This is a genomic window from Prevotella multiformis, from assembly GCF_018127985.1.
GTDB classification, from domain to species: Bacteria; Bacteroidota; Bacteroidia; order Bacteroidales; family Bacteroidaceae; genus Prevotella; species Prevotella multiformis.
Window position 1 is genome coordinate 1,039,857 of the sequence record NZ_CP072357.1, and the last position, 22,895, is coordinate 1,062,751.

Consider the following 22,895-nt stretch of genomic DNA (forward strand, 5'->3'; position numbering starts at 1 on the left):
GCGTTTAAGCGCTGGCGCAGGTTTTTATCCTCCACTCCGGTTCTTGCAGAAAAGGAAGAGCTTGGATTTCGGAATGAAGCAAACATACTGAATTGAATATTAAACGGTCTTGATTATGAAGGAAAAATTATTCTGTACGTTGCTGATGTGTTTCGTTGTCGTCGGGGAATCCGCTGCACAGCACCAGGAGAAGCCGATGAAACCGGGGAAAACAAGGTGCGACAGCTCCTCTCTGCCCATGTTCTGCGCCGAACCGGCTTCTGCTTCTTGCCGTGACACGGTGTCCTCGGTCGAACCCATGGAGAAGGAAGACACCGCAAAGACGGAACGGAAACGGGGAATGGAAACGGTATGTCTCTTCGAAGAATACCCTTGTTTTCCCGGTGACTTCAAGGCTTTCGTTGCAGCCAATCTCCGTTACCCTCCCACATTGCAGGAGACATGCTGCCAAGGAAGGGTCATCGTGAAGTTCTTTGTCAACCCCAAGGGCAGGTGCAGCCGGTTTACGGTTGTGCGTTCTGTTGACCCGGCGTTAGATCAGGAAGCGCTCCGTGTCTTAAAGACGATGCCGGCCTGGAAATGGAAACGCAAGCCCAAGAAAGGGACATGGGCCGTCGTCCCCATAACGTTCCGGCTGCAATAGTCCGTCCCCATAGGCGAAGAGCACCCTGCCCTGCTGAAAACAGCGGAAACACGTTCAACCACGATGAGCGGCAGACACCTGTCGCTTTCGCAGAAACCCGCCGTATTTTCTGCCGTAAAAATCCAATGCCTTTTTGCCATAGTCTTATTCTTTTGTCGTATCTTTGCAGAAACGAAGACAACAACAAAATATAAAGGTAAAATTATGGCAAAGAAAGCTTTATTGATGATCCTTGACGGATGGGGTAACGGAAAACATGACAGAGGCGATGTGATTTACAACACACCGACACCTTTTCTGGATTATTTGAATGCGGTCAGCGCACATTCGCAGTTGCAGGCTTCGGGGGAAGATGTCGGTCTGCCGGCCGGCCAGATGGGCAACTCGGAGGTGGGACACCTGAATATCGGCGCCGGCCGTATCGTCTATCAGGACCTCGTGAAAATCAACAAAGCCTGTCAGACAGGGGACATTCTGAAGAACCAGGGCATTGTCGACGCATACAGCTATGCACAGAAGACAGGCAAGAAGCTCCACTTGATGGGACTGACGTCTACGGGAGGCGTCCACTCTTCACTGGATCATCTCTTCAAACTGATTGAAATCGGCAAGGAATACAATCTGAAGGATGTCTACGTACACTGCTTCATGGACGGCCGTGACACCGACCCGAAGAGCGGCGCCGGCTTCATCGCCGACATCCAGAAGGTCTGTGATGCCAACGGAGCACACGTTGCTTCCATCGTCGGCCGCTTCTATGCAATGGACCGCGACAAGCGTTGGAACCGTGTGAAGGAGGCTTACGACCTGCTCGTCGAGGGCAAGGGCAACCAGGCCACCGACATGGTGAAGGCTGTCGAGGCAAGCTATGCCGACGGCGTGACGGACGAGTTCATCAAGCCGATCAACAACTCTTCGGTAGACGGTACGATTCAGGAAGGCGACGTGGTCATCTTCATCAATTTCCGCAACGACCGTGCCCGGGAGCTGACGTATGTGCTGACCCAGCAGGATATGCCGGATGAAGGCATGCACACCATCAAGAACCTGCAGTACTACTGCATGACACCTTACGATGCCAACTTCAAAGGAGTACACATTCTCTTCCCCAAGGAGAATGTAGTAGACACCTTGGGCGAATACCTCAGCCGGCTCGGCAAACGGCAGCTCCACACCGCAGAGACAGAGAAGTACGCACACGTGACCTTCTTCTTCAACGGCGGACGCGAGCAGCCTTACGAGGGCGAAGACCGCATCCTGGTCCACTCTCCGAAGGTGGCGACCTACGACCTGCAGCCGGAGATGAGCGCCTTTGAAGTGAAGGACAAACTCGTCGGCGCCATCAACACACAGCAGTACGACTTCATCGTGGTGAACTTCGCCAACGGCGACATGGTAGGGCATACAGGTGTCTACCATGCCATCGCCAAGGCAGTATGGGCTGTCGACCACTGTGTCAAGGAGGTGATTGAGGCTGCCAAGGCCAATGATTACGAGGCTATCATCATCGCCGACCACGGCAATGCCGACCACGCCATCAATGATGACGGTACGCCGAACACCGCACACTCGCTGAATCCGGTTCCGTTCATCTACGTGACCGACAACAATTCAGCGACCGTCAAAGACGGGCGGCTGGCCGATGTCGCTCCTTCCATCCTCCATATCATGGGACTGGAGCAGCCGGCAGACATGACAGGTGAGAACCTGATTACAGACTAAGAGATCGCTGACAATCTAAAAACAAATAAATCCCAAAGGCTGTTTTTGGCTTTTGGGATTTTTTATGTCTCCTTTGTCGTCGAGAGTTATTTTCACGACTTATTATTAAGTATCAGTTATTATTTTGAAAAACAATGGAGATTCGTAAATTCGCATTATCACTGGCAGTACTTGCAGGACTCTGTTCTCTTAACACACAGGCACAGACAGGCAAGAAAGTGACAAGTCATGAAACGATTGGGCAGCGTATCGATACACTGGCAAAGAAAGTAAGCCCTGCAGTGGAAAAGGCAGAGAAAGCCGGCAAAGAGAAGCTCAATGCTGACGAAAAGAAAATTGATGCAGATGCGAAAAAGGTCGGCAGCGAGGTAAAGCATGCAGGGAAAGTCGGCAAAGAAAAGGTCTGCGCTGATGCAAAGAAGAACAATTGCAAAGTAAAGCATGCCGAAAAAGCCGACAAAGCCAAGTCGAAGTCTGATGTAAAGAAAGTCAAGAAAGGAGTCGCTAAAACCGAACAGAAAGTAAAGCGCGCCTGTCTTAAAGATAAAGCAAAGATCAAGGCTTGGGAGAAAGCAAGAAAAGCAAAAAAAAGTAACAGAACTTCAGATGTCTTTCCGTCTTCTGCAGACAGCTTATTCTTATATCAACGGCGTTTGTAAATATTTTTATGCCGTTCAAAGCCGACACATGCCCATTTAGCTTCTAAAAGATGCCTGATTGACTTGCAACAGGTGCTTTATTAGCGTGTTACCAACGCCCTTTTGAAGTCCAATCAAGCACCATTTAAACATGAATTAATAACCAGTTGACTGACTGCTGGTTGCAAACCAGCTTTTTTACACGTATTCTTTTTATTTGCAGATGATCTGTTTGAAATTATGTAATGACTTTTCAAAACCTTATCTGTCTTTTCAACGCATCAAAATGAAAAGGTCTTTGGATCGGAGGAGGATAACAGGATAGAGAGTCGACGGTCTTGGCTATGTTTTTGTTGAATGAACCACTTCGGCTCTTCCGTTAACTATACGAAAAGCATCCACGCATTGAACGGAAGAACCTTTTTTATTGCACCCCAAGGATATGCCCTTCACGCAGGGTGAGTACGGTAAAGACTTAGGCGTGACAGAAAAGGATCTTGTAAATTAATGAAAATATTATAATAAAGCAAAAAAGCACAATGCAAGCGGTCTAAGAGGGCGGCGGGAATTGTTTTTTTTATTACCTTTGCAAACATAAGGGTTTTCCCCTTTTATGAGTTAATCAGTTATTAATGTATAATTTAAAACAGCAAAAGGTTATGGAATTCAAGAAAATAGCATTATCCTTCGCAGTAGCATTCAGTCTTTGCACAGTAACCGCACAGGCACAGGATGCAGTCAAGTGTGACAAAGCCCAGCAGGAGCAGGCATGTCAGCAGACAAAGAAATGTCCGAAGCATGCAAAGGCCTGCTGCGACAAGCAGCCGGCAAAACCCTGCTGCAAGAAGGACGAGAAATGCTGCAGGCAGGACAAGCAGAACTGCAAGAAAGACTGTCGCAACGACAAGTCGAAAAAGGCACAGAAGCCGTGCAGGAAGCAGTGCAAGCCCGGCAAGAAATAATCAGATAGGGTGAACAGATAAAAGTCGTGCCGGAAAGGCACGACTTTTTTGTTTTTGTCGGAACTTTATCGTACTTTTGCAGGAAAAAGAAACGAGGCGATGAATGTAAAGATCGAACCGTCATGGGAACAGCGGCTGGCCGGGGAATTTGAGAAACCTTACTTCCGGCAGTTAACAGAACAGGTGAGACAGGAGTATGCAAAATTCCCCTGTTATCCGCCTGGACGACTCATCTTCAACGCTTTCAACCTGTGTCCTTTCGACAAGGTGAAAGTCGTCATCATCGGGCAGGATCCCTATCACGAACCCGGTCAGGCAATGGGACTGAGCTTCTCCGTGCCCGACGGTGTAAGGATTCCTCCCTCGCTGGTGAACATCTACAAGGAGATTGAAGACGACCTCGGCGTACCGGCCAGCCGGTCGGGTGACCTGACACGATGGGCCGAACAGGGTGTGCTGCTGCTCAATGCCACGCTGACTGTCCGTGCCCACGTTGCAAACAGCCACCAGCGGTTAGGATGGGGCATATTTACCGATGGCGCCATCAAGGCGCTCAGTGACGGGCGGGATCATCTTGTATTCATGCTGTGGGGTGGCTTCGCCCGCAGCAAGAAGGCGCTGATCGACCCACAGCGGCATTGTATTCTCGAGAGTGTACACCCTTCACCGCTCTCTGCCAACCGGGGAGGCTGGTTCGGACAGCACCAGTTTTCACGGTGCAACCAGTATTTGGAGGCTCATGGAACAGTTCCCATTGCATGGTGACAATCGTTTCAAGGTAAGGCGAAAAAGATGGGTAACACGTACGATCACATATTCATGGTAGGCAATGTCCTTGTCTCTCCGGACATTCTTACGGTGAAGTTCTGCTGCGACCTCGACAAGTGTCATGGACAGTGCTGCGTCGAAGGAGATGCCGGGGCACCTGTGACATTAGATGAGACGATGGAAATCGAGAACGTCCTGGATGCTGTCTGGGGCGACCTGTCTGCCTCCGGCCAGTCTGTTATCGATCGGCAGGGGGTGGCTTATACCGATGAGGAGGGCGAGTTGGTGACGAGCATCGTCGGTGGTAAGGACTGTGTTTTCACCTGTTATGAGCATGACTGCTGCCTTTGTGCGCTGGAACGTTCCTACCGCAACGGAAAGACCGGCTTCGTAAAGCCCATTTCCTGCTCGTTGTATCCGATCCGTGTGAAGGACTTCGGCAACGGCACCTGTGGAATCAATTACCATCGATGGCGCATCTGTGCTGATGCACGAAAAAAAGGAGAAGAACTGGATCTTCCCCTTTATAAGTTCTTGAAGGAACCGCTCATCCGCAGATTCGGCAGAGAGTGGTATGAGGAACTGTGTGAAGTGGCAGACGAGTTGACGCATTTACAAATTGACAGGTAAACCTGTTGTCCGTTTAAAAAATCGCATTTCGTCCATTCCGGAAATGACATGAAGATATCGGGCCTGAAGCGTGGGAAACCATCCCTTGCGTGTGCCCTTCATGCTGCCACAAAGCCATTCAGGAGATGCGCTTTTACCGCAATTACCCCTCGAGACCTATGCTTTTCGGTTCTGTCTCAGCCACAACCCGTCCACTTGTCCACCTGCCGGCCTGTCAACTTTTCCTGAACTGCGACGGACTCATCCCTACGTGTTCCTTAAAGTATTTGCCCATGAAACTCTGATTGGCGAAATTCATCTCATCGGCAATCTGCTTGATGCTCATCGTGCTGTTTTTCAGCATGACGCGCAGTTCACGTGTGACGTAAGAGTCAATCCATTCGCTGGGTGTCCGCCTGCTGACGGTACGTACCGTTTCTGAGAGGTATTTCGATGTGATGCACAGGTGCCTGGCATACCAGCTGACACGGCGTTCTGTACGGTAATTCTTCTCAACAGCCTGGATGAAATTGCGGAAGATGACCTCGGAACGCATCTGGCTTTCGTCACCTGTCTGCTGGAAGCGGTAGATGACATTACTCATGTCGATGATCAGAGCCTTGAGCATCGTCATCACCAGTTCGCGGCGGAAGCGGTGTCCCGTGTCTGTGACCTTCTGCCGGATGTGGCGGATGTCGTCTTCCAACGCCTTTGTCTGGTCCGGATTGAGGTGGAAGACGGGATGGGTCCGTGCGAAGAGGAAGAGAGCCGACAGCTCGTGGATGCCGCTGACAATATTCTGGAAGAAGTCATACGACAGGATGAGCGCAATCCCCCTGCAGTCGCATGACAGTCTGTAGTCGCCGACGACCTGTCCCTCACTGATGATGATCACGTCTCCGGCCCCTACCTCATGCGCTTTCGTATCCACGGTGTATTGCGCCTTTCCGCCGGTGCAGAGCGCAAGGAAGAGCGATTTCATCCGGGAGGAATTTTCCGGAAGCGATACCTTCGCAATGTCCTCGAAGAGTATCAGGTCGTTGTCAATGTATTCACCTTCCGGGTAGATACGCCTTGCATGGGCGACGTCCACTTCGGAGAGTCTTATGTTTCTGTTCATTTTCCCTTGTTTAGATAGGATGTGATAGGCGGGGATAGACCGTGACAAGCGGGGATAGACCGTGACAAGCGATGACAAGACAATAGCAGGCAATGAGAAAACACCTCAAACAAAAGCTCTCCTCCTTGTTTCGTGAGGAGGAGAGCCTTCTGTGACAAGTTCTGCTGTCATGCTTCCTTGTCACTCTCCGGTGGATATGCCGGTCAGCCTTGTGCCCATCTTCGTCCGTCTCCCGCTATATGCCGGTCGGCTTTGCACCTGTCCTTGTCAGCGGGCCGCCTCACACACCGTCAGGCTACACATATTTACTTGCCAGACCTGCTGCCGCATGGGATTCAGCCTTGGTCTATGCGTCGATGTTGGCATAGGTGGCATTCTTCTCTATGAACTCGCGGCGGGGTTCTACGTCGTCTCCCATCAGCATGGAGAAGATCTCGTCGGCATCAGCGGCATTCTCGATCGTCACCTGTTTCAGCAGACGGGTCTTGGGATCCATGGTCGTCTCCCACAGCTGTTCCGGATTCATCTCACCGAGACCCTTGTAACGCTGGGTGTGGATGGTCTTTCCGTCTTCGACCCCGTTTCCGTACTTGTCGAGGAAGGCCTGTCGCTGCTGGTCTGTGTAGCAGTATTCGCTCACCTTCTTGTAGGTACACTTGTAGAGCGGCGGGGTGGCGATGTACAGATGTCCTTGCTCGATGACCTTCGGCATATAGCGATAGAAGAGGGTCATGATCAGGGTGTCGATGTGCGAGCCATCGACATCGGCATCGGTCATGATAATGATCTTGTCGTAGCGGAGTTTGTCGGTATTCGCCTCGAAGTCGCCTTCATCCTCTACACCGAAACGGACACCGATGGACTGGATGATGTTCATGACGGATTCGGCCTCGAACACACGGTGACGCTGCACCTTCTCCACATTCAGTATCTTACCGCGGAGCGGGAGGATGGCCTGTGTGTAACGGTCGCGCCCCTGCTTGGCAGAACCGCCGGCGGAATCACCCTCGACGAGGAATATCTCACAGTCTTTCGGATCCTTGTTGGAACAGTCGGCCAGCTTGCCGGGCAGACCGCCGCCGCTCATCACGTTCTTGCGCTGGACGCTCTCACGTGCCTTGCGTGCCGCTACACGTGCCGTGGCGGCAAGGATGACCTTGTTGCAGATCAACTTCGCCTCGTTCGGATGCTCCTCCAGATAGTTTGACAGCGCTTCGCCGACCGCCTGCTGTACGGCTCCGGAAACCTCGCTGTTGCCCAGCTTGGTCTTTGTCTGTCCCTCGAACTGCGGTTCTGCCACCTTGATGGAGATAACGGCAGTCAGCCCCTCACGGAAGTCCTCGCCGGCAATCTCGATCTTAGCCTTTTCTATCTGCTTGGAGATCTGCGGGTCGTTGTCGGCATATGCCTTCAGCGTACGGGTCAGTGCCGTGCGGAATCCCTGCAGGTGCGTACCGCCTTCGATGGTGTTGATATTGTTGACGTAGGAATGAATATTCTCCGTGTAGTCCGTGTTATACATCACAGCCACCTCGATAGGGATGTTCTGCTTCTCGGTCTTGAGGTAGATGACATCGTCGAAGAGATGCTGGCGGTGGCGGTCCACATAGCGTACAAACTCCTTCAGACCGTCCTTGGCATGGAATACCTCGGTACGGGTCTTGCCGGTCTCGGGGTCAGGGCGCAGGTCGGAAAGCGTGATCTTGATGCCGGCATTCAGATATGCCAGCTCCCGCATACGGCGCGCCACAATGTCCCACTGGAAAACGGTCGTCGTGAAGATGCCGGCATCCGGCCAGAACTGCTGGCGTGTACCGGTCTTGTCGGTCTCGCCCACGACCTTTACCGGATAGAGCGGCTTCCCCTTCTCATACTCCTGCTGGTAGATCTTTCCGTCGCGGAACACCTGCGACTTCATGTGAGACGAGAGGGCATTCACACAGCTGACACCCACACCGTGCAGACCGCCGCTGACCTTGTACGAGCCCTTGTCGAACTTGCCGCCGGCATGCAGGACGGTCATCACGACCTCAAGGGCACTCTTGTGGAGCTTCTTGTGCTCGTCTACAGGGATGCCTCGGCCGTCATCCTCGACCGTGACGGAATTGTCCTCGTTGATGCTTACCTCAATGTTCTTGCAGTAGCCGGCCATCGCCTCGTCGATGGAGTTGTCGACGGTCTCGTTGATCAAGTGGTGGAGTCCCTTTTCACTGATGTCGCCAATATACATGGCAGGACGCTTGCGTACGGCCTCCAGCCCCTCGAGGACCTGGATGTTACTGGCGGAGTAATTATTCTCGTTTTCTTGATTTTCTGCCATTTTTCGTTAGATTGTCTTATGGTATGCAAAGATACACTTTTTCCTTCAGATAAGGAAATAAAAACTTGCAAAAAACGCTTAAGGTTTGTTCTGTAAAGTCCATGCGGAGGGGACTTCCGGAGGATGGCGGGAGCCTCCGGAAGCGGCTGCTGCAGGAACCTGACGGAGGGTGTACGCCCAGAGGCTTACAGCCTGTACCTCCGGGGAATGAACGTCGGTCCGGACGGGGGCGATTCTCCCGAGCCGCCCCGACCGCATCCGCATCCGGCAGACCGCCTGACAGAGAGGCCGGCAGCGACGGGCGCCGATACGAGAAGAGCCGCAATCCTTTCCCGGATTGCGGCTCTGTTATTCTTTTTCAGCTATGACTTGAAGGCATTATCCCAATGCTGCAACGTGCCTGCAGAGAGAAGCTTTCAGGTTGGCTGCCTTGTTCTTGTGGATGATATTGGTCTTAGCCAATTTGTCCAGCATCTTCTGTACGGTAGGATAGAGCTTTACAGCCTCTTCCTTGTCCGTCAGATTGCGCAGCTTGCGAACAGCATTACGCATGGTCTTAGCATAGTATCTGTTGTGCAGCGTCTTGACTTTGTCCTGACGGATTCTCTTCAATGATGATTTGTGATTTGCCATCTTTGTTTCCTTCTTTTATTTTACTTGTAGTCCCTAGCAGAGTCGAACTGCTCTTTAGAGAATGAAAATCTCTCGTCCTAACCGATAGACGAAGGGACCGTGGTCAAATTGCGGGTGCAAAGGTACTCCTTTTATTTCAATCAGCCAAACTTTTGCCGAAATAATTTCTGTAAGATACTGTATTTTTGTACTTTTGCAGGGTCTTGATATGATACAGAAGTCAAAAGCCATTGTTCTGCGGTCTCTGAAGTTCGGCGACACATCGCTGATCGTCGATATGTTTACCGAGCAGGAAGGCCGCATCTCTTTCATCACCCATGTCGCAAAATCGGCCAAGGGAAAGGTCAAGAAGCAGTTCTTCCAGCCGCTGACCCTCCTCGAGCTGTCGTTCGACTACCGCCAGCGTGTGACCCTGCAGCGGATAAGAGATGTGCGGATTCTGCGCCCTTACGGTTCGATCCCCTTTGATCCGGCAAAGTCGGCGGTCCTTCTTTTCCTTTCAGAGTTCCTGTCGTATGTCACGCGGGGGGAGCAGCAGAATGTCCATCTGTATCACTATGTGCAGACCAGCATGGAATGGCTGGACGAGGCCGTACAGGGTTATGCCAATTTCCATCTTGTCTTCATGATGCGCCTGAGCCGCTTCATCGGGTTCTTCCCCAATCTTGAGGACTACCGGAAGGGGGCCTGCTTCGACCTGCGCAATGCGACCTTTACCGACTGCGTCCCCTCCCACCCCGACTATCTTCTGCCTGCCGAGGCGGCGAACATCGGCCTGCTTATGCGCATGGATTATGAGAACATGCACCTCTTCCGGCTTTCACATACCGACCGCAACCACATCTCGGACATTATCCTCCGGTATTACCGGATCCATGTCCCCGACATGCCGGAGCTGAAGAGCTTTCTGGTGCTGCAGGAACTGTTCGGGCAGTAGCCGGTATCCGGCCTGTGGAGAGAAACAGACGATGCGGAAGGCATCACCGCCCGGCAGACATTTCCCGCATAAGCCTGCCATTTCCTCTTGCCCTATACATCATCGACAGAAACCGACCCGGCCTCCTGCCGGCGTACGGATGTCCGACACCACCCGTGCTGACGGCAGACACCACCCGTGGCGGGGGCATGCACGCAGACATTCTGCTTGTCCGTATGGAGACGACCTGCAATAGAAGCCAAGGGGGGGAACGTGCCGGGTCTGACGAGGGAAAGCCTGCTTTTCCAAAGACGATGAGGGATTGTCCGGCAAAAGGATATCACACAAAGAGAAACATGACTTTATATGTTTCGCAGGACGACAACAGAACAAAAGCGAGAAGAATCCTTGTGGAGGAAGCCGGTGGAGTCGGTTTATTTTTGTATTTTTGCAGTTCTGTAACATCATTCCGTTTCATCAATCGTACATTTCTAATCTTTCATACAATAAGAAAACATGAAACTAACAGAACAGCGAAGCAGTATGCTTCACGGGGTACTGCTGATTACTTTGTTTGCCTGTGCGGCTTTCTACATCGGCGACATGAACTGGGTGAAGGCCCTGTCCCTGAGCCCGATGGTGGTGGGAATCGTGCTGGGCATGCTGTATGCGAACAGCCTCCGCAACAATCTTCCTGACACGTGGGTGCCCGGCATTGCCTTTTGCGGGAAACGGGTGCTGCGCTTCGGCATTATCCTTTACGGTTTCCGGCTGACATTCCAGGATGTCGCAGCGGTGGGTTTGCCGGCCATCCTCATTGATGCAGTGATTGTGGCAGGAACCATCCTGCTGGGGGTTGCGGCAGGAAAGCTGCTGAAGATGGACAGAAGCATCGCACTGCTGACCGCCTGCGGAAGCGCCATCTGCGGAGCGGCGGCCGTATTGGGCGTGGACGGCGCAATCCGCCCGAAACCTTACAAGACGGCTGTGGCCGTGGCGACAGTGGTCATTTTCGGAACGCTATCGATGTTCCTCTATCCCGTCCTTTACCGGACGGGAGCCTTGGGACTGTCTCCGGATGAGATGGGCATCTTTGCAGGCTCTACGATTCATGAGGTGGCCCACGTGGTCGGCGCCGGCAATGCCATGGGGGCAGCCGTCAGCAACTCGGCGATTATCGTGAAGATGATCCGGGTGATGATGCTGGTACCTGTATTGCTGGTCATTGCGTTTTTCGTGGCAAAGGACGTGGCGGAGCGTGAGAACGCCGGAAACGGGCACAGCAAGATCACAATCCCCTGGTTCGCCGTGCTGTTCCTTGTCGTGATCGGGTTCAACTCCCTGTCCCTGCTTCCCGACAGTGTCGTGTCTTTCATCAATACGCTTGATACGTTCCTGCTTACAATGGCCATGTCGGCACTGGGTGCCGAGACGAGCATCGAGAAATTCAAGAAGGCCGGCCTCAAGCCTTTCCTCTTGGCTGCGATTCTGTGGTGCTGGCTGATAGGAGGCGGCTATTGCCTTGCCAGGTTCCTGGCTCCGGTGCTGTAACTTGCGGATGTAAGCGGGGACAGGCGAGGATGACAAGGCAGACGATGATGGCAAGACAGGCTGGATAAACGATGATAGGCGGTGAACGGTAATGAAGTCCATTTCCGTTCACCGCCTATCATCCATTCCTGGAGCACCAGGCTTCATCAGACAAAGCTGATGACTCCCTTGACCGTATCCTTGTTTTCGTTCTCCTGCACATTCTGTTCGGGAGCGCCGATGCGCTTGATGTCCTTGACCATCTGCTTGGTACGCTTGTAGGTAGGCGTATTCTCAACGGCAAGGATCACATCCTCATTGTCGAGCTCGTCGGCTGTGAAGCGATAGATATGAGGACGGTGCTTGTACTGAGAGCTGCTGTTGTCTGTGTAGAAACGGTCACGACGGTCACGACGCTCGGCAGCCTTCTCCTCTTCTTCCGCAAGGCGTGCGGCATCCTCCTGTGTCTGCTTCTTGATATGACCGCCCATACCGTCAACATTCTCGATGCCGAAGCCTGTCGCAAGGATCGTAACCTTGACCTTCTTGTCAAGCTCAGGATCGATGGCAAGTCCCCATTTCAGTTCGAAGTCAGCGCTGAAATGGTTCATGAACTCGGTGACATCGCCCATCTCTTCCATGGTAAGCCCCGGGTTGTCCTTGTCGTCGCTGTTGAAGTTGATGGAAAGCAGAATCTTCTTCGACTTGTAGACATCGTTGTCGTTGAGCAACGGTGAGTTGAGGGCATCCTCTATCGCCTGCTTCACACGTCCCTCGCCTTCACCGTAACCGGTCGACATGATGGCAACGCCGCCATCCTTGAGGACTGTCTTGACATCGTTGAAGTCGAGGTTCATAATACCGTGAACCGTGATGATTTCGGCAATGCTCTTGGCCGCCACACTCAATGTGTCGTCAGCCTTGCGGAAACCATTGAGCAGGCTCAGTTCCGGGTAAATCTCACGCAGCCGTTCGTTGTTGATGACGAGCAGGGCATCAACGTGCCGGGCCATCTCTTCCACACCGTCCAGCGCCTGGTCAATTTTCTTGGCTCCCTCGAAACGGAAGGGGATGGTGACGATGCCCACGGTAAGAATCCCCAGTTCCTTGCTCACACGTGCAATGACCGGTGCAGCACCCGTACCGGTTCCACCGCCCATCCCAGCGGTAATAAACGCCATCTTCGTCCCGTCGTCCAGCATGTGCTTGATGTCTTCAATGGTGTCTTCAGCAGCCTGACGCGCACGTTCCGGCCGGTTTCCTGCACCAAGTCCTTCCTTGCCCAACTGGAGATGAACCGGCACGGGAGAGTCGTTGAGTGCCTGTGCATCCGTATTGCATAGGACGAAGGTCACATCGTGGATTCCCTCGCGGTACATGTGATTGACGGCATTCCCGCCGCCTCCGCCGACACCAATGACCTTTATGATGCTGTCGGCAACATCGTTGTCATCGAAGTCTAATATATCTAATCTGTTATTGTTGTCTGCCATAACGGTATCTGTATATTATTTTAACAATGTTCTTTCTTGTACGTATAGGAAACGGCTATTCCTCTTCTTCGTCGATGATCTTCTTGCCGAACTCCTTCGCCTTGCGCGTAAACTTGTGCCAGAAGCTGTTGCGGCGTTTTTCTTCTTCTATCTCTCTCGCCCTTGCTTCTTCTTCCTCCCGCAGCTTCCGTTCTTCCTCTTCCCGCCTGCGCCGTTCCGCTTCGGCTTTCTTCTTCTCCTCCGGTGTAGGGACGATACCCTGTCCCTGCCGGCTGGCAGCCGACGGGGCATAGCTGTCTGCCGGAGTCCCGACCGCCACGTCGTCGTTGTTGAAAAGAGTGTTCTGTGACGGGTTGTAAGCAGGACCGGCACAGTTCATGTCGCCCTTGGCAAGCAGTCCGAGAACCGTGTTCATGTCGCCATGCTTGGCGGTGATGTCGGCATTGCCGGAGGTGATGGTCTGTGTGACGAAGTTCGCCTTGCGGATCTTGTCGATGTGGGTGCAGTTGCGGATGCTGCGTTCGATGTTCTTCAGGTTCATGCCGCCACCCGTAAGGATGAATCCGCCAAGGAGCTTGTCGGTATAGTCCGGCGGAACCTGACACCACACATTCTCGACGATTTCCTCCACACGGGCTTCCACAATCTCGATGAACTTGCGGCTGTCCACGGTACGTTCCGCATCGATGGAGTATTTCAGACTGTTGTCTATGTCGTTGTTTTCCGTGTAGGCGGAAGCATACTTGAGTTTCATCGCCTCCGCATCCTTCTCTTCCATCTGCAGGCTGGCAATGTCCTTTGTGATGTTGTTGCCGCCCAGCGGGATGACTGCCAGATGGCGGAGGATGTTCTTGTGGTAGACGGAGACTGTCGTCGTGTCGGCCCCGAAGTCTACCAGCACACAGCCTCCTCTCTTCTCGGCTTCGCTCAGCACGGAATCCGCCAGTGCCAACGGGGCAAGATACATCTCGGCAATGGAGATGCCGGCCTTCTCAAAGCAGTTGTTCAGGTTGTCATAGAAAGCCTTGCGCCAGAGGATGTTGAGGAAGTTTCCTTCCAGCCGGGTCGCCTTGATACCCACCGGGTCGAGAGAGTACTGGTTGTCGACCTTGTATTCCTGTGTGGCGGCATCGAGGATTTCCTGGTCCGGATACGTCATATTGCGGTTGGCATCCATCAGTTCGTTGATCATGTCCGACGTGATGATGGTATCCGCAGGCAGATCCTTTACGATGACGTTGCGTACACTCCGTATGGACTGTCCGCCTACGCCCACGTAGACCTGAGAGATCTCGTACTTCAGCTGTTTCCTCAGTTTGTTGATGATGCCGGTAAGGCACTGCCCCGTCTTGTCGATGTTGTAGACGACTCCTTTCCGGATACACTGCGAAGCGTCTTCCTTTACCACGGCAAGCACGGAGATGCTGCCGTCAAGATTCTTTTTGCCAGCGATTCCCGTAATCTTTGATGAGCCTAATTCAATGGCTACTATGAACTCTGCCATATTCGTTAAGTATTATGTATTCCTTGTTTTGATTTTCCTTTTGATTGCCGCCCTACTCTGTCGGTCCGTCCGCGGCGGTCTCCTGCCGTTCCACTTCTTTCCGGGCCTTCTCCCTCTCTTCTTCCGTCCGCTTCCGGTCTGCAGCACGGCCGGTCTTTTCTTCCTTCTCCAGCGCCTGCTCTTCGGCCCTTTCAGCATTCGCATCCCGCCGTCTGCAGATAATCTGGTTGTCGAACTCGATGTCGATGTAGGCGTATTTGTTCCACCCGGCTTGTGAGAGGCCATACCGGTAGAACTTCTCCAGCCGTGACAGCTTCTTCGTCACGAAGAGGTTGATTTCGTGCTTCCGTGTCCACGACCCCTTGTTCTGCGGCAGATAGCCGATGAAAATGATATGGTCGCCGACCCGCGGGACCAATTCTATTCCTTTGTCGGGCAGGACATTGATCTGCTCGATCTGGTTCAGCCATAGCGGCGAGGCGCTGATCGCCTTGGCGAGAGGTGCAATGTAGAAGCGCGCGAAGTTATTGTCGATGTTGCCTGTCGCAATGATCAGGTCACTGGTGTACTTGGAATTGGGAAGTATCCCGCCATTGTCGTCAAGGTAGAAGTCGGCCCCGCTGTTGCTTTTGATACGGATGATCGGCATCCGCTGTGTGATGCTGATGTTGACATGGCCGTCCTTGGTCTTATAGCATTCAGCCGTCTTGACGAACGGTCCTACCTTCAGTGCCTCCTCGATGGCACGCGGATTGACCCCGTCCATCTTCCTGTCGAGGGGATAAAGGCGGGCTTTCTCCAGAATCCGTTTTATCTCCCCGGCGGTCAGGAAGCCTGCATTGTTGGAATCGGATATGCTGATATTCACCTTAGAGCACACCATCCCGCTCTCATCCGGACTGTTCCATGAGGTGACAGCCATGAAAAGATACACGGCCAGCACGATGTCCAGCACGGTAATGATGATCTTTTTCCACTGAATATACATACTTTCTTCTTTGTTCTGAAGAGCCGTTCCCCGTTCCGGGACAGGTGTCTCTGTCCCTTCCCTCTCCTACTTCCCGTTGAGTATTTCCGTAATCCGGGGCACATAGTTGTCAAGGTTGCCTGCCCCCAGGACGACCAGCACGTCAAAGTCGCGTGACCTGACGAAATCGAGCACATCCTCTTTCCTGATCATCTGCTTCTCGACGTCCGGGCGGAGGTTGTCGTAGATGAGTCTGCTCGTCACGCCGGGAATCGGCTGCTCACGTGCCGGATAGATCTCCGTAAGGATCACCTCGTCGAAATGGCTGAGCGCCTCGGCAAAGTCCTTGTAGAAGTCGCGTGTACGGGAGTAAAGGTGCGGCTGGAAAATCACGGTGACCTTCCGGTCCGCATAGAGTTCCTTGAGGCTCTTCGCACTCTGGAGGATTTCCTTCGGGTGATGTGCGTAGTCAGACAGGAACACGTGCCGGCTGTTCTTGATCTTGAAGTCGAAACGGCGGTCGACACCCCCGTAGGTCTTCATGCCGTTGCGCAGTTCTTCTGCCGTACAGCCGTTGAGCTGTGCCATGGCCATGGCGGCAATGCCGTTCTCGATGTTGATGGGTATGGGCTGCCCCAGCTCTACATCCCTGACATTCTCTATAGGAGAGAGGAAGTCGAAGGTGATGGTGCCGTCCGCTATACGGACGTTCCCGGCATGGAAGTCGCCTCCGTCCCGGCTGTACTCGTACACTTTCACACCTTCCTGCACATGCTGTTTCATTTCCAGCCCCTTGTGGATGATCAGCGCGCCGCCTTTCTGGATGAGTTCCGTATAGTGGCGGAAGCTCTCGAGGTAAGCCTCTTTGGTTCCGTAAATATCCAGATGATCCGGGTCAGTAGAGGTGATGACGCTCATCCAGGGACGCAGCCAGTGGAAGGAACGGTCGAACTCATCGGCCTCGATGACGACGAAGTCGCTGTGTGCGGAGAGGATGTAATTGGTGCCGTAGTTCTTGGAGATGCCGCCCAGAAAGGCGTTGCAGTCCAGATGGCTCTGGTGCATGATGTGCGCGCACATCGTCGAGGTGGTCGTCTTTCCGTGCGTGCCGGCGAAGCACAGCCCCTTGTGTGTACGGGTGAGCGTGCCGAGCACCTGTGCGCGTTTCTGGATGTCAAAGCCGTTCTCCCGGAAGTAAACCAGTTCCGTATGGGTTGCAGGGATGGCCGGCGTGAAGACCACCAGCGTAGATGCCGGCTTTCTGCATTCCTCGGGGATGAGCCGGACATTCTCCTCGTAGTGGATGTCCATGCCCTCTTTCTCCAGGTTACGGGTCAGTTCGGATGGTGTCTTGTCGTACCCGGCCACCGGCATTCCCTTATGAAGGAAATAGCGGGCAAGCGCACTCATGCCGATGCCGCCTGCACCGACGAAATAAACCGATTTGATATCTTTGAGTTCCATGTGTTATCTGTTTCTTTTTCTTTTGTTTGTGTGTTGTCGGGGAGATGTTTACCCGAAGAGGGCATCCTGATTGCAGAATGCGACCGTGTCCTGGACGGAACAGGGAGAAGCGTGGGGACCGGTCAGTCCTTGATGAGACCGAGGACTTCGTCTGCAATCACATCGGCAGCATTGCGGAGTGCCATCTTCTTTACGTTCTCGCTGAGGTGCGCCAGCTTCCTGTCGTCGGCGACGGTGCCGAGGGCGAGTCTCAGCAGTGTGCCAGGAGCTTCACTGTCTTTTACGCAGAGAGCCGCCTCCTTGTCGACAAGCGCCATGGCGTTCTTCGTCTGATGGTCTTCCGCCACATTCGGACTGGGGACGAGGATGACCGGCTTTCCGATAAGCTGGAACTCGCTGATGGAGCTTGCCCCGGCACGGCTGATCACCAGATCGGCGGCTTTGTAGGCGGCTCCCATGTCACTGATGAAGTCCATGATCTTCAGGTTCGGCAGTTCCTTGCCTTTCATGAAGTCCATGATCTGCCGGTTGTAGAACTTTCCGGTCTGCCAGATGAACTGCACGTCCGTACCGGCTACAAGATCCAGATGCTCCATGACGGACCGGTTGACGGTACGCGCACCGAGGCTGCCGCCGACAAGGAGGATGGTCTTCCGGTCCGGTGCCAGCCCGAAACTCTTGCGGGCTTCTCCGACGGAGAGGGGTGTAGAGAGGACATTCTGACGGACGGGGTTCCCCGTCATGATGATTTTCCCGGCGGGAAAGAAACGTTCCATCCCCTCGTATGCCACACAGATCTTCTTCACCCGTTTCGCCAGCAGTTTGTTGGTGACACCGGCATAGGAGTTCTGCTCCTGGATAAGACAGGGAATCCCCATCCTGGCACACTCGTAGAGGGTCGCACCGCTGGCATAGCCCCCTACTCCTACGGCCGCCTGCGGCCGGAAGTCTTTGACGATCTGCCGCGCCATGCGCAGGCTCTTCCAGAGCTTGCACAGCACTTCAATGTTCTTCAGCTTGTGTGCACGGTCGAATCCCTTGATAGGCAGCCCCTTTATCTCGTAGCCGGCGGCCGGCACGCGTTGCATCTCCATGCGTCCCTCCGCACCGACAAAGAGTATCTTCGCCTCCGGGTGTTTCGCCTTGATGGCATTGGCAATCGACACGGCCGGGAAGATATGTCCTCCCGTCCCGCCGCCGCTGATGATAATTCTCAAGTCCTTGTCCATTTGCTTCTTCTTTATAACCTACAAAGGTAATCAATTTTTTCGTCTTCCTCCAACTTTCAGTTTTCTTTTTAGACTTCTCAACACTTCAGGCGGCCGTCTTGGAAAGTTCTCCCGGCATCGTCCTTCCCTCTTTCTTCTTTCTTGCCGAACGGCTGACACTCAGTATCACGCCAATGTAAACGCAGTTGATGATGGTGGAGGTACCGCCCTTGCTGATGAGAGGCAGCGGCTGGCCTGTCACGGGGGCGAGGCCGACGGCTACCAGCATATTGAACAGCGCCTGCGTGACCAGCAGGAAAGCGATGCCCATGGCGAGGAATGCCGGGAAAGAGTTTTCGCACCGGTTGGCAATGATTCCCGTCCGGAAAAGGAGGATGATGTAGAGAAATGCCACGCCGACAGCACCGAGAATCCCCATCTCCTCGATGATGATGGCATAGATGAAATCGGAGAACGCCTGCGACAGGAAGTCGCGCTCGTTGGAGTTGCCCGGCCCTCTGCCCACGAAATCGGACGAGGCGATGGCGATATTGGCGTGTGCCACCTGTGCATCCTTGTCGAGGTCGTAGTCTTTCGGCGCTACGTACTCATTGTCAAAGAATTTCTTGATACGGGCCTTCCACGTATCGGCGCGGTGCAGCGTCTTGCCTAAGAAACCCGGCGACCGCTCCTCCTGCCGGGCGGCGGCAGACTGCTCGGTGAGGTTCTGTTTTGCGGGCAGCTCATCGCCGGCCTTCTTGTCGTCGCCGACCAGCATCACCATGGACAGGAGAAAGACTCCTGACAGGACGATGACCCCGAGCAGCCTTCCCAACTGGTTGAAAGGCACTCCGCCCACGAACATCATGAGAATCACGGTCAGTCCGATGAGCATGGCAGTAGACAGGTTCTCAAAGAGAATCAGTCCGATGATGACTCCGGAGAGCCCCAGAATGTATTTGAATGCCTTGCGGTCTGCGCCCTTGTCGGTCTGCATGGCGCTGAGCACCTGCGCCACGGCCAGTACAAGTGCTCCCTTCGCCAGCTCGGAAGGCTGGAACTGGATGCCGAGAAGGTTGATCCAGCGGCTGGCACCGTTGGTGCTCTGCCCGGCGACGAGTACCCATACGAGCATCAGGACGGAGATGGCGAGGGCAAAAGGCGTGAACAGCTTGAAATAACGGCATTTGATATTCAGCACTACCACCATCAGCACCACGCCGGCCAGGAGGATGCCGCAGTGGTAGATGATGGGATCCCAGTACTTTCCTCCTGTATAGGACAGCGAACTTGAGGCCGAGTACACCTCGATGATGCTGATGATGCACAGGAAGAAAAAGACCATCCAGATGACCTTGTCGCCTTTGAAAAGATTGCCGAGAGATTTATTCTTCATTTATTCTTTGTCACTTTGAAATGCTTTGAAAGTCTGCCAGATCTTGTTTTTCCTGTCTTATAAGGCCCTTACGAGGCCTTTGAACTGGTCGCCGCGGTCCTCCATGTTCTTGAAGAGGTCGAAGCTGGCGCAGCAGGGGCTCAGCAGTACCGTGTCGCCCGGCTTCGCCATTGCGGCACAGGCCGCCACGCAGTCCTTCATGGAGTGGGTGTCGCATACGGGAATGCCGAGACTGTCGAAATTGTCGTGCAGCTTCTTGTTGTCGGCACCCAGATAGACGAGACCGGCACACTTCTCCCTTACCAGTTCCTTGATGGGATCGTAGTCATTCCCCTTGTCCTTGCCGCCGAGAATGAGGATGGTCGGTGTGCGCATGCTCTCCAGCGCATACCAGCAGGCATCGACATTGGTCGCCTTGGAGTCGTTGATATACTGCACGCCGGCCACCTTGCACACCTTCTCCAACCGGTGTTCTACGCCGGGGAAGTCGCTCAGGCTCTTGCGGATATTCTCTTTCCTGATGCCGCTGATACCGGAGGCGATGCCGGCTGCCAGCGAGTTGTAGATATTGTGCCGGCCTGTCAGCGAGAGGTCTTCCTGTTCCATGTTGAACGGTTCGGGCTTCTCTATCTTGTACTGTCCTTCTTCGATGTAACCGATGCTGCCGTTCTCCTTCAGTTCGGAGAAGGGATAGCACACGGCATGCACGTCGAATTTCTCCAGTTCCTTCTTGATGACCGGGTCGTCGTTCCAGTAAATGAAGCTGTCGTCCTTGGTCTGGTTCTGGATGATGCGCATCTTGGCATCGGCATAGTTCTCGAACTTGAAGTCGTAGCGGTCCAGATGGTCCGGCGTGATGTTGAGCAGAATGGCGATGTTGGCGCGGAAGTCGTACATGTTGTCCAGCTGGAAACTGCTCAGCTCGATGATGTAGTATGCGTGCGGATCTTCGGCGACCTGCAGGGCGAGGCTGTTGCCGATGTTGCCTGCCAGCCCGGCATCGTATCCGGCATCCTTGAAGATGTGATAGATGAGGCTCGTCGTCGTCGTCTTTCCGTTACTTCCCGTGATACAGATCATCTTCGAGTCCGTGTAACGGCCGGCAAACTCTATCTCGCTGATGATGTGCGTGCCCTGTGCCATGAGCTTCTGGATCATCGGAGCTTCCTTGGGGATACCCGGACTCTTGATGATCTCGTCGGCATTGAGGATTTTCTCTTCCGTGTGATGCTTCTCTTCCCATTCGATGCCGTGGTCGTCGAGCAGTTTCTTGTACTTGTCCTTGATGGCCGACATATCCGACACGAAGACGTCGAAGCCCTCTTTTTTAGCCAGTACGGCGGCACCGGCTCCGCTCTCTCCGGCACCCAGTATTACGATTCTTTTCATATCTCTTTTCCTTTCCTTACACTTGTTTTGCCTGCCTTCCGTTCTCCCGGAGGATGTCCCCCGTCGTCGGTACTCCTGTTCCCGGCCGTCGGGAATCACATTCCCAGCCGTCGGGAATCCTGTTCCCAACCAATCGGGAATCCCATTCCCAGTGTACGCCGACAATCTTCCACCGGAGCTGTCCGAACGGAAGGTTTATCTTATCTTCAATGTGATGATGGTCAATGCGGCGAGGAGGATGGTCACGATGATGAAACGCAGGGTGATCTTGCTCTCGTGTACAGCACCGTGCGGCACCTTCACCAGGTACTTGCACTCAGGGTCGAGCTGGCTGTCCTGCGTGCGGAAGTTGTCGTGGATCGGCGTGCGCTTGAAGATGCGCTGTTTTACCCCCTTCCGCTTTCCCAGCTTGTAATACCATACCTGGACGATGACGCTCAGGCTCTCGACGAAGAAGATTCCGCAGAGGATAGGGAGCAGCAGTTCCTTGTGGATGATGATGGCGCCGACGGCGATGATGCCGCCGATGGTCAGGCTGCCCGTATCGCCCATGAACACCTGTGCCGGGTAGGCGTTGTACCAGAGGAAACCGATCAGTGCGCCGATAAATGCCATGAAGAACACCACCAGCTCTTCGGAACCGGGAATGTACATGATGTTCAGGTAGGCGGCGAACTGTATGTGACTGCTGACATACGCCAGAATGCCCAGCACGACACCGATCACCGCCGAGTTGCCGGCGCACATACCGTCCATGCCGTCGTTGAGGTTGGCGCCGTTGGAAACAGCCGTGACGACGAAGATGGTCATGATGACGAAGAGGATCCATCCGCCCGCCGTCTTGTACTTCCCTAAGAACCCTACGATCTCAGAATAATCGAGATTGTGGGATTTGACGAAGGGAATGGTCGTCTTCAAGGTCTTCTCTGCCTTTGTCTCGTGCTTGATAACGACCTCCTGCCCGTTCTGGTTGGCGACTTCCAGGTTGAGGTTGGCTTTCACGTCAGGCGATGCCCAGAGGACAAGCCCCACGATAAGACCGATGGTCACCTGCCCTACGATCTTGTATTTCCCTTTCAGCCCTTCCTTGTCGTGTCTGAAAATCTTGATGAAGTCGTCCATCCCGCCGAGGAAGCCCAGCCAGAGGGTCGTGCCTACCATCAGCAGGAGATAGGTGTTGCGCAGTCTGCCCAACAAGAGGACAGGAATCAGCAGTGCTACGATGATGATGATGCCGCCCATGGACGGCACGCCGATTTTCTTGACACCGAACGGGTCGATGGCGGCATCGCGCTGCGTCTCGGTGATCTGCTTGCTCTTGAGGTACTTGATGAAGCGTTCTCCGAACCATGCGGAGACAACCAGTGCCAGAATCATCGCCAGAATGGCACGGAAACTGATGTAACCCCAAAGATGGGAGCCGCTGATGCCGAACTGGTCTAACCAGCGAAAGATGTAGTATAGCATTTTGCTTCTGTTTTTTGTTCTTTGTAGGAAGAGGGAGGATTTCCTGCTCTGGGCCTGCCGGCCATCCAGGCTAATCCGGCCTTTCTATCTTTCCTGGCGAATCCAGCCTATCTATCTCTGTTAGAGTCGCTGGTCTCGTCAGGGCT

At 53.7% G+C, this 22,895-nt stretch carries 19 protein-coding genes; 8 read left to right on the forward strand and 11 right to left on the reverse strand.

Annotated elements, in window-relative coordinates; genetic code table 11:
* Positions 1 to 115: 115 nt before the first annotated feature.
* The 6 genes from J4864_RS04275 to J4864_RS04300 all read left to right on the forward strand — a co-directional run bounded on the left by J4864_RS04275 (position 116) and on the right by J4864_RS04300 (position 5,363).
* Positions 116 to 643 (forward strand): energy transducer TonB, encoded by a 528-nt coding sequence (locus tag J4864_RS04275; protein ID WP_211813782.1) that lies wholly within the window; start codon positions 116 to 118, stop codon positions 641 to 643.
* Between the two features lie 204 nt (positions 644 to 847).
* Positions 848 to 2,365 (forward strand): 2,3-bisphosphoglycerate-independent phosphoglycerate mutase, encoded by a 1,518-nt coding sequence (gene gpmI, locus J4864_RS04280; RefSeq protein ID WP_211813784.1) that lies wholly within the window; start codon positions 848 to 850, stop codon positions 2,363 to 2,365.
* Positions 2,366 to 2,499: 134 nt separating this feature from the next.
* Positions 2,500 to 3,024, forward strand: a complete 525-nt coding sequence (locus J4864_RS04285; RefSeq protein ID WP_246479363.1) for a hypothetical protein — start codon at positions 2,500 to 2,502, stop codon at positions 3,022 to 3,024.
* Between the two features lie 638 nt (positions 3,025 to 3,662).
* A complete protein-coding gene (locus J4864_RS04290) occupies positions 3,663 to 3,965 on the forward strand; it encodes a hypothetical protein (RefSeq protein WP_211813786.1) in 303 nt (100 codons plus the stop codon).
* 99 nt (positions 3,966 to 4,064) lie between these two features.
* On the forward strand, positions 4,065 to 4,730 hold the full coding sequence (ung, locus tag J4864_RS04295; RefSeq protein WP_211813793.1) for a uracil-DNA glycosylase: 666 nt from the start codon (positions 4,065 to 4,067) through the stop codon (positions 4,728 to 4,730).
* 27 nt (positions 4,731 to 4,757) lie between these two features.
* Complete coding sequence (locus tag J4864_RS04300) at positions 4,758 to 5,363, forward strand: DUF3109 family protein (protein ID WP_211813794.1); 606 nt, start codon at positions 4,758 to 4,760, stop codon at positions 5,361 to 5,363.
* A gap of 214 nt (positions 5,364 to 5,577) precedes the next feature.
* On the opposite strand, the gene J4864_RS04305 is transcribed toward J4864_RS04300, so the two are convergent.
* The 3 genes from J4864_RS04305 to rpsT form a co-directional block, all read right to left on the reverse strand.
* On the reverse strand, positions 5,578 to 6,462 hold the full coding sequence (locus tag J4864_RS04305; RefSeq protein ID WP_211813795.1) for a helix-turn-helix domain-containing protein: 885 nt from the start codon (positions 6,460 to 6,462) through the stop codon (positions 5,578 to 5,580).
* A gap of 346 nt (positions 6,463 to 6,808) precedes the next feature.
* Positions 6,809 to 8,782 carry a DNA topoisomerase (ATP-hydrolyzing) subunit B gene (gyrB, locus tag J4864_RS04310; RefSeq protein ID WP_007368987.1) on the reverse strand — a complete coding sequence of 658 codons (1,974 nt, stop codon included), beginning with the start codon at positions 8,780 to 8,782 and terminating at the stop codon, positions 6,809 to 6,811.
* 378 nt (positions 8,783 to 9,160) lie between these two features.
* On the reverse strand, positions 9,161 to 9,415 hold the full coding sequence (rpsT, locus tag J4864_RS04315) for a 30S ribosomal protein S20 (RefSeq protein WP_007368988.1): 255 nt from the start codon (positions 9,413 to 9,415) through the stop codon (positions 9,161 to 9,163).
* 208 nt (positions 9,416 to 9,623) lie between these two features.
* Between rpsT and recO the strand changes: the two genes are divergently transcribed.
* Positions 9,624 to 10,352 carry a DNA repair protein RecO gene (gene recO / locus J4864_RS04320; protein WP_007368989.1) on the forward strand — a complete coding sequence of 243 codons (729 nt, stop codon included), beginning with the start codon at positions 9,624 to 9,626 and terminating at the stop codon, positions 10,350 to 10,352.
* A gap of 495 nt (positions 10,353 to 10,847) precedes the next feature.
* Entirely contained in the window at positions 10,848 to 11,882 is a 1,035-nt protein-coding gene (locus tag J4864_RS04325; protein ID WP_211813796.1) for a YeiH family protein, read from the forward strand.
* Positions 11,883 to 12,028: 146 nt separating this feature from the next.
* On the opposite strand, the gene ftsZ is transcribed toward J4864_RS04325, so the two are convergent.
* The 8 genes from ftsZ to J4864_RS04365 form a co-directional block, all read right to left on the reverse strand.
* A complete protein-coding gene (ftsZ, locus tag J4864_RS04330; RefSeq protein WP_211813798.1) occupies positions 12,029 to 13,354 on the reverse strand; it encodes a cell division protein FtsZ in 1,326 nt (441 codons plus the stop codon).
* Between the two features lie 55 nt (positions 13,355 to 13,409).
* Positions 13,410 to 14,858: a cell division protein FtsA gene (ftsA, locus tag J4864_RS04335; protein WP_007368992.1), complete on the reverse strand. Its 1,449-nt coding sequence runs from the start codon at positions 14,856 to 14,858 to the stop codon at positions 13,410 to 13,412.
* A gap of 52 nt (positions 14,859 to 14,910) precedes the next feature.
* Positions 14,911 to 15,846: a cell division protein FtsQ/DivIB gene (locus J4864_RS04340; protein WP_211813799.1), complete on the reverse strand. Its 936-nt coding sequence runs from the start codon at positions 15,844 to 15,846 to the stop codon at positions 14,911 to 14,913.
* Between the two features lie 66 nt (positions 15,847 to 15,912).
* Positions 15,913 to 17,289: a UDP-N-acetylmuramate--L-alanine ligase gene (murC, locus tag J4864_RS04345; protein WP_211813800.1), complete on the reverse strand. Its 1,377-nt coding sequence runs from the start codon at positions 17,287 to 17,289 to the stop codon at positions 15,913 to 15,915.
* 122 nt (positions 17,290 to 17,411) lie between these two features.
* A complete protein-coding gene (gene murG / locus J4864_RS04350; RefSeq protein WP_211813801.1) occupies positions 17,412 to 18,518 on the reverse strand; it encodes an undecaprenyldiphospho-muramoylpentapeptide beta-N-acetylglucosaminyltransferase in 1,107 nt (368 codons plus the stop codon).
* 85 nt (positions 18,519 to 18,603) lie between these two features.
* Positions 18,604 to 19,893 carry an FtsW/RodA/SpoVE family cell cycle protein gene (locus J4864_RS04355; protein WP_211813802.1) on the reverse strand — a complete coding sequence of 430 codons (1,290 nt, stop codon included), beginning with the start codon at positions 19,891 to 19,893 and terminating at the stop codon, positions 18,604 to 18,606.
* Positions 19,894 to 19,950: 57 nt separating this feature from the next.
* A complete protein-coding gene (gene murD, locus J4864_RS04360; protein WP_211813803.1) occupies positions 19,951 to 21,282 on the reverse strand; it encodes a UDP-N-acetylmuramoyl-L-alanine--D-glutamate ligase in 1,332 nt (443 codons plus the stop codon).
* 195 nt (positions 21,283 to 21,477) lie between these two features.
* A complete protein-coding gene (locus J4864_RS04365) occupies positions 21,478 to 22,749 on the reverse strand; it encodes a phospho-N-acetylmuramoyl-pentapeptide-transferase (RefSeq protein WP_211813804.1) in 1,272 nt (423 codons plus the stop codon).
* Positions 22,750 to 22,895 lie beyond the last annotated feature (146 nt).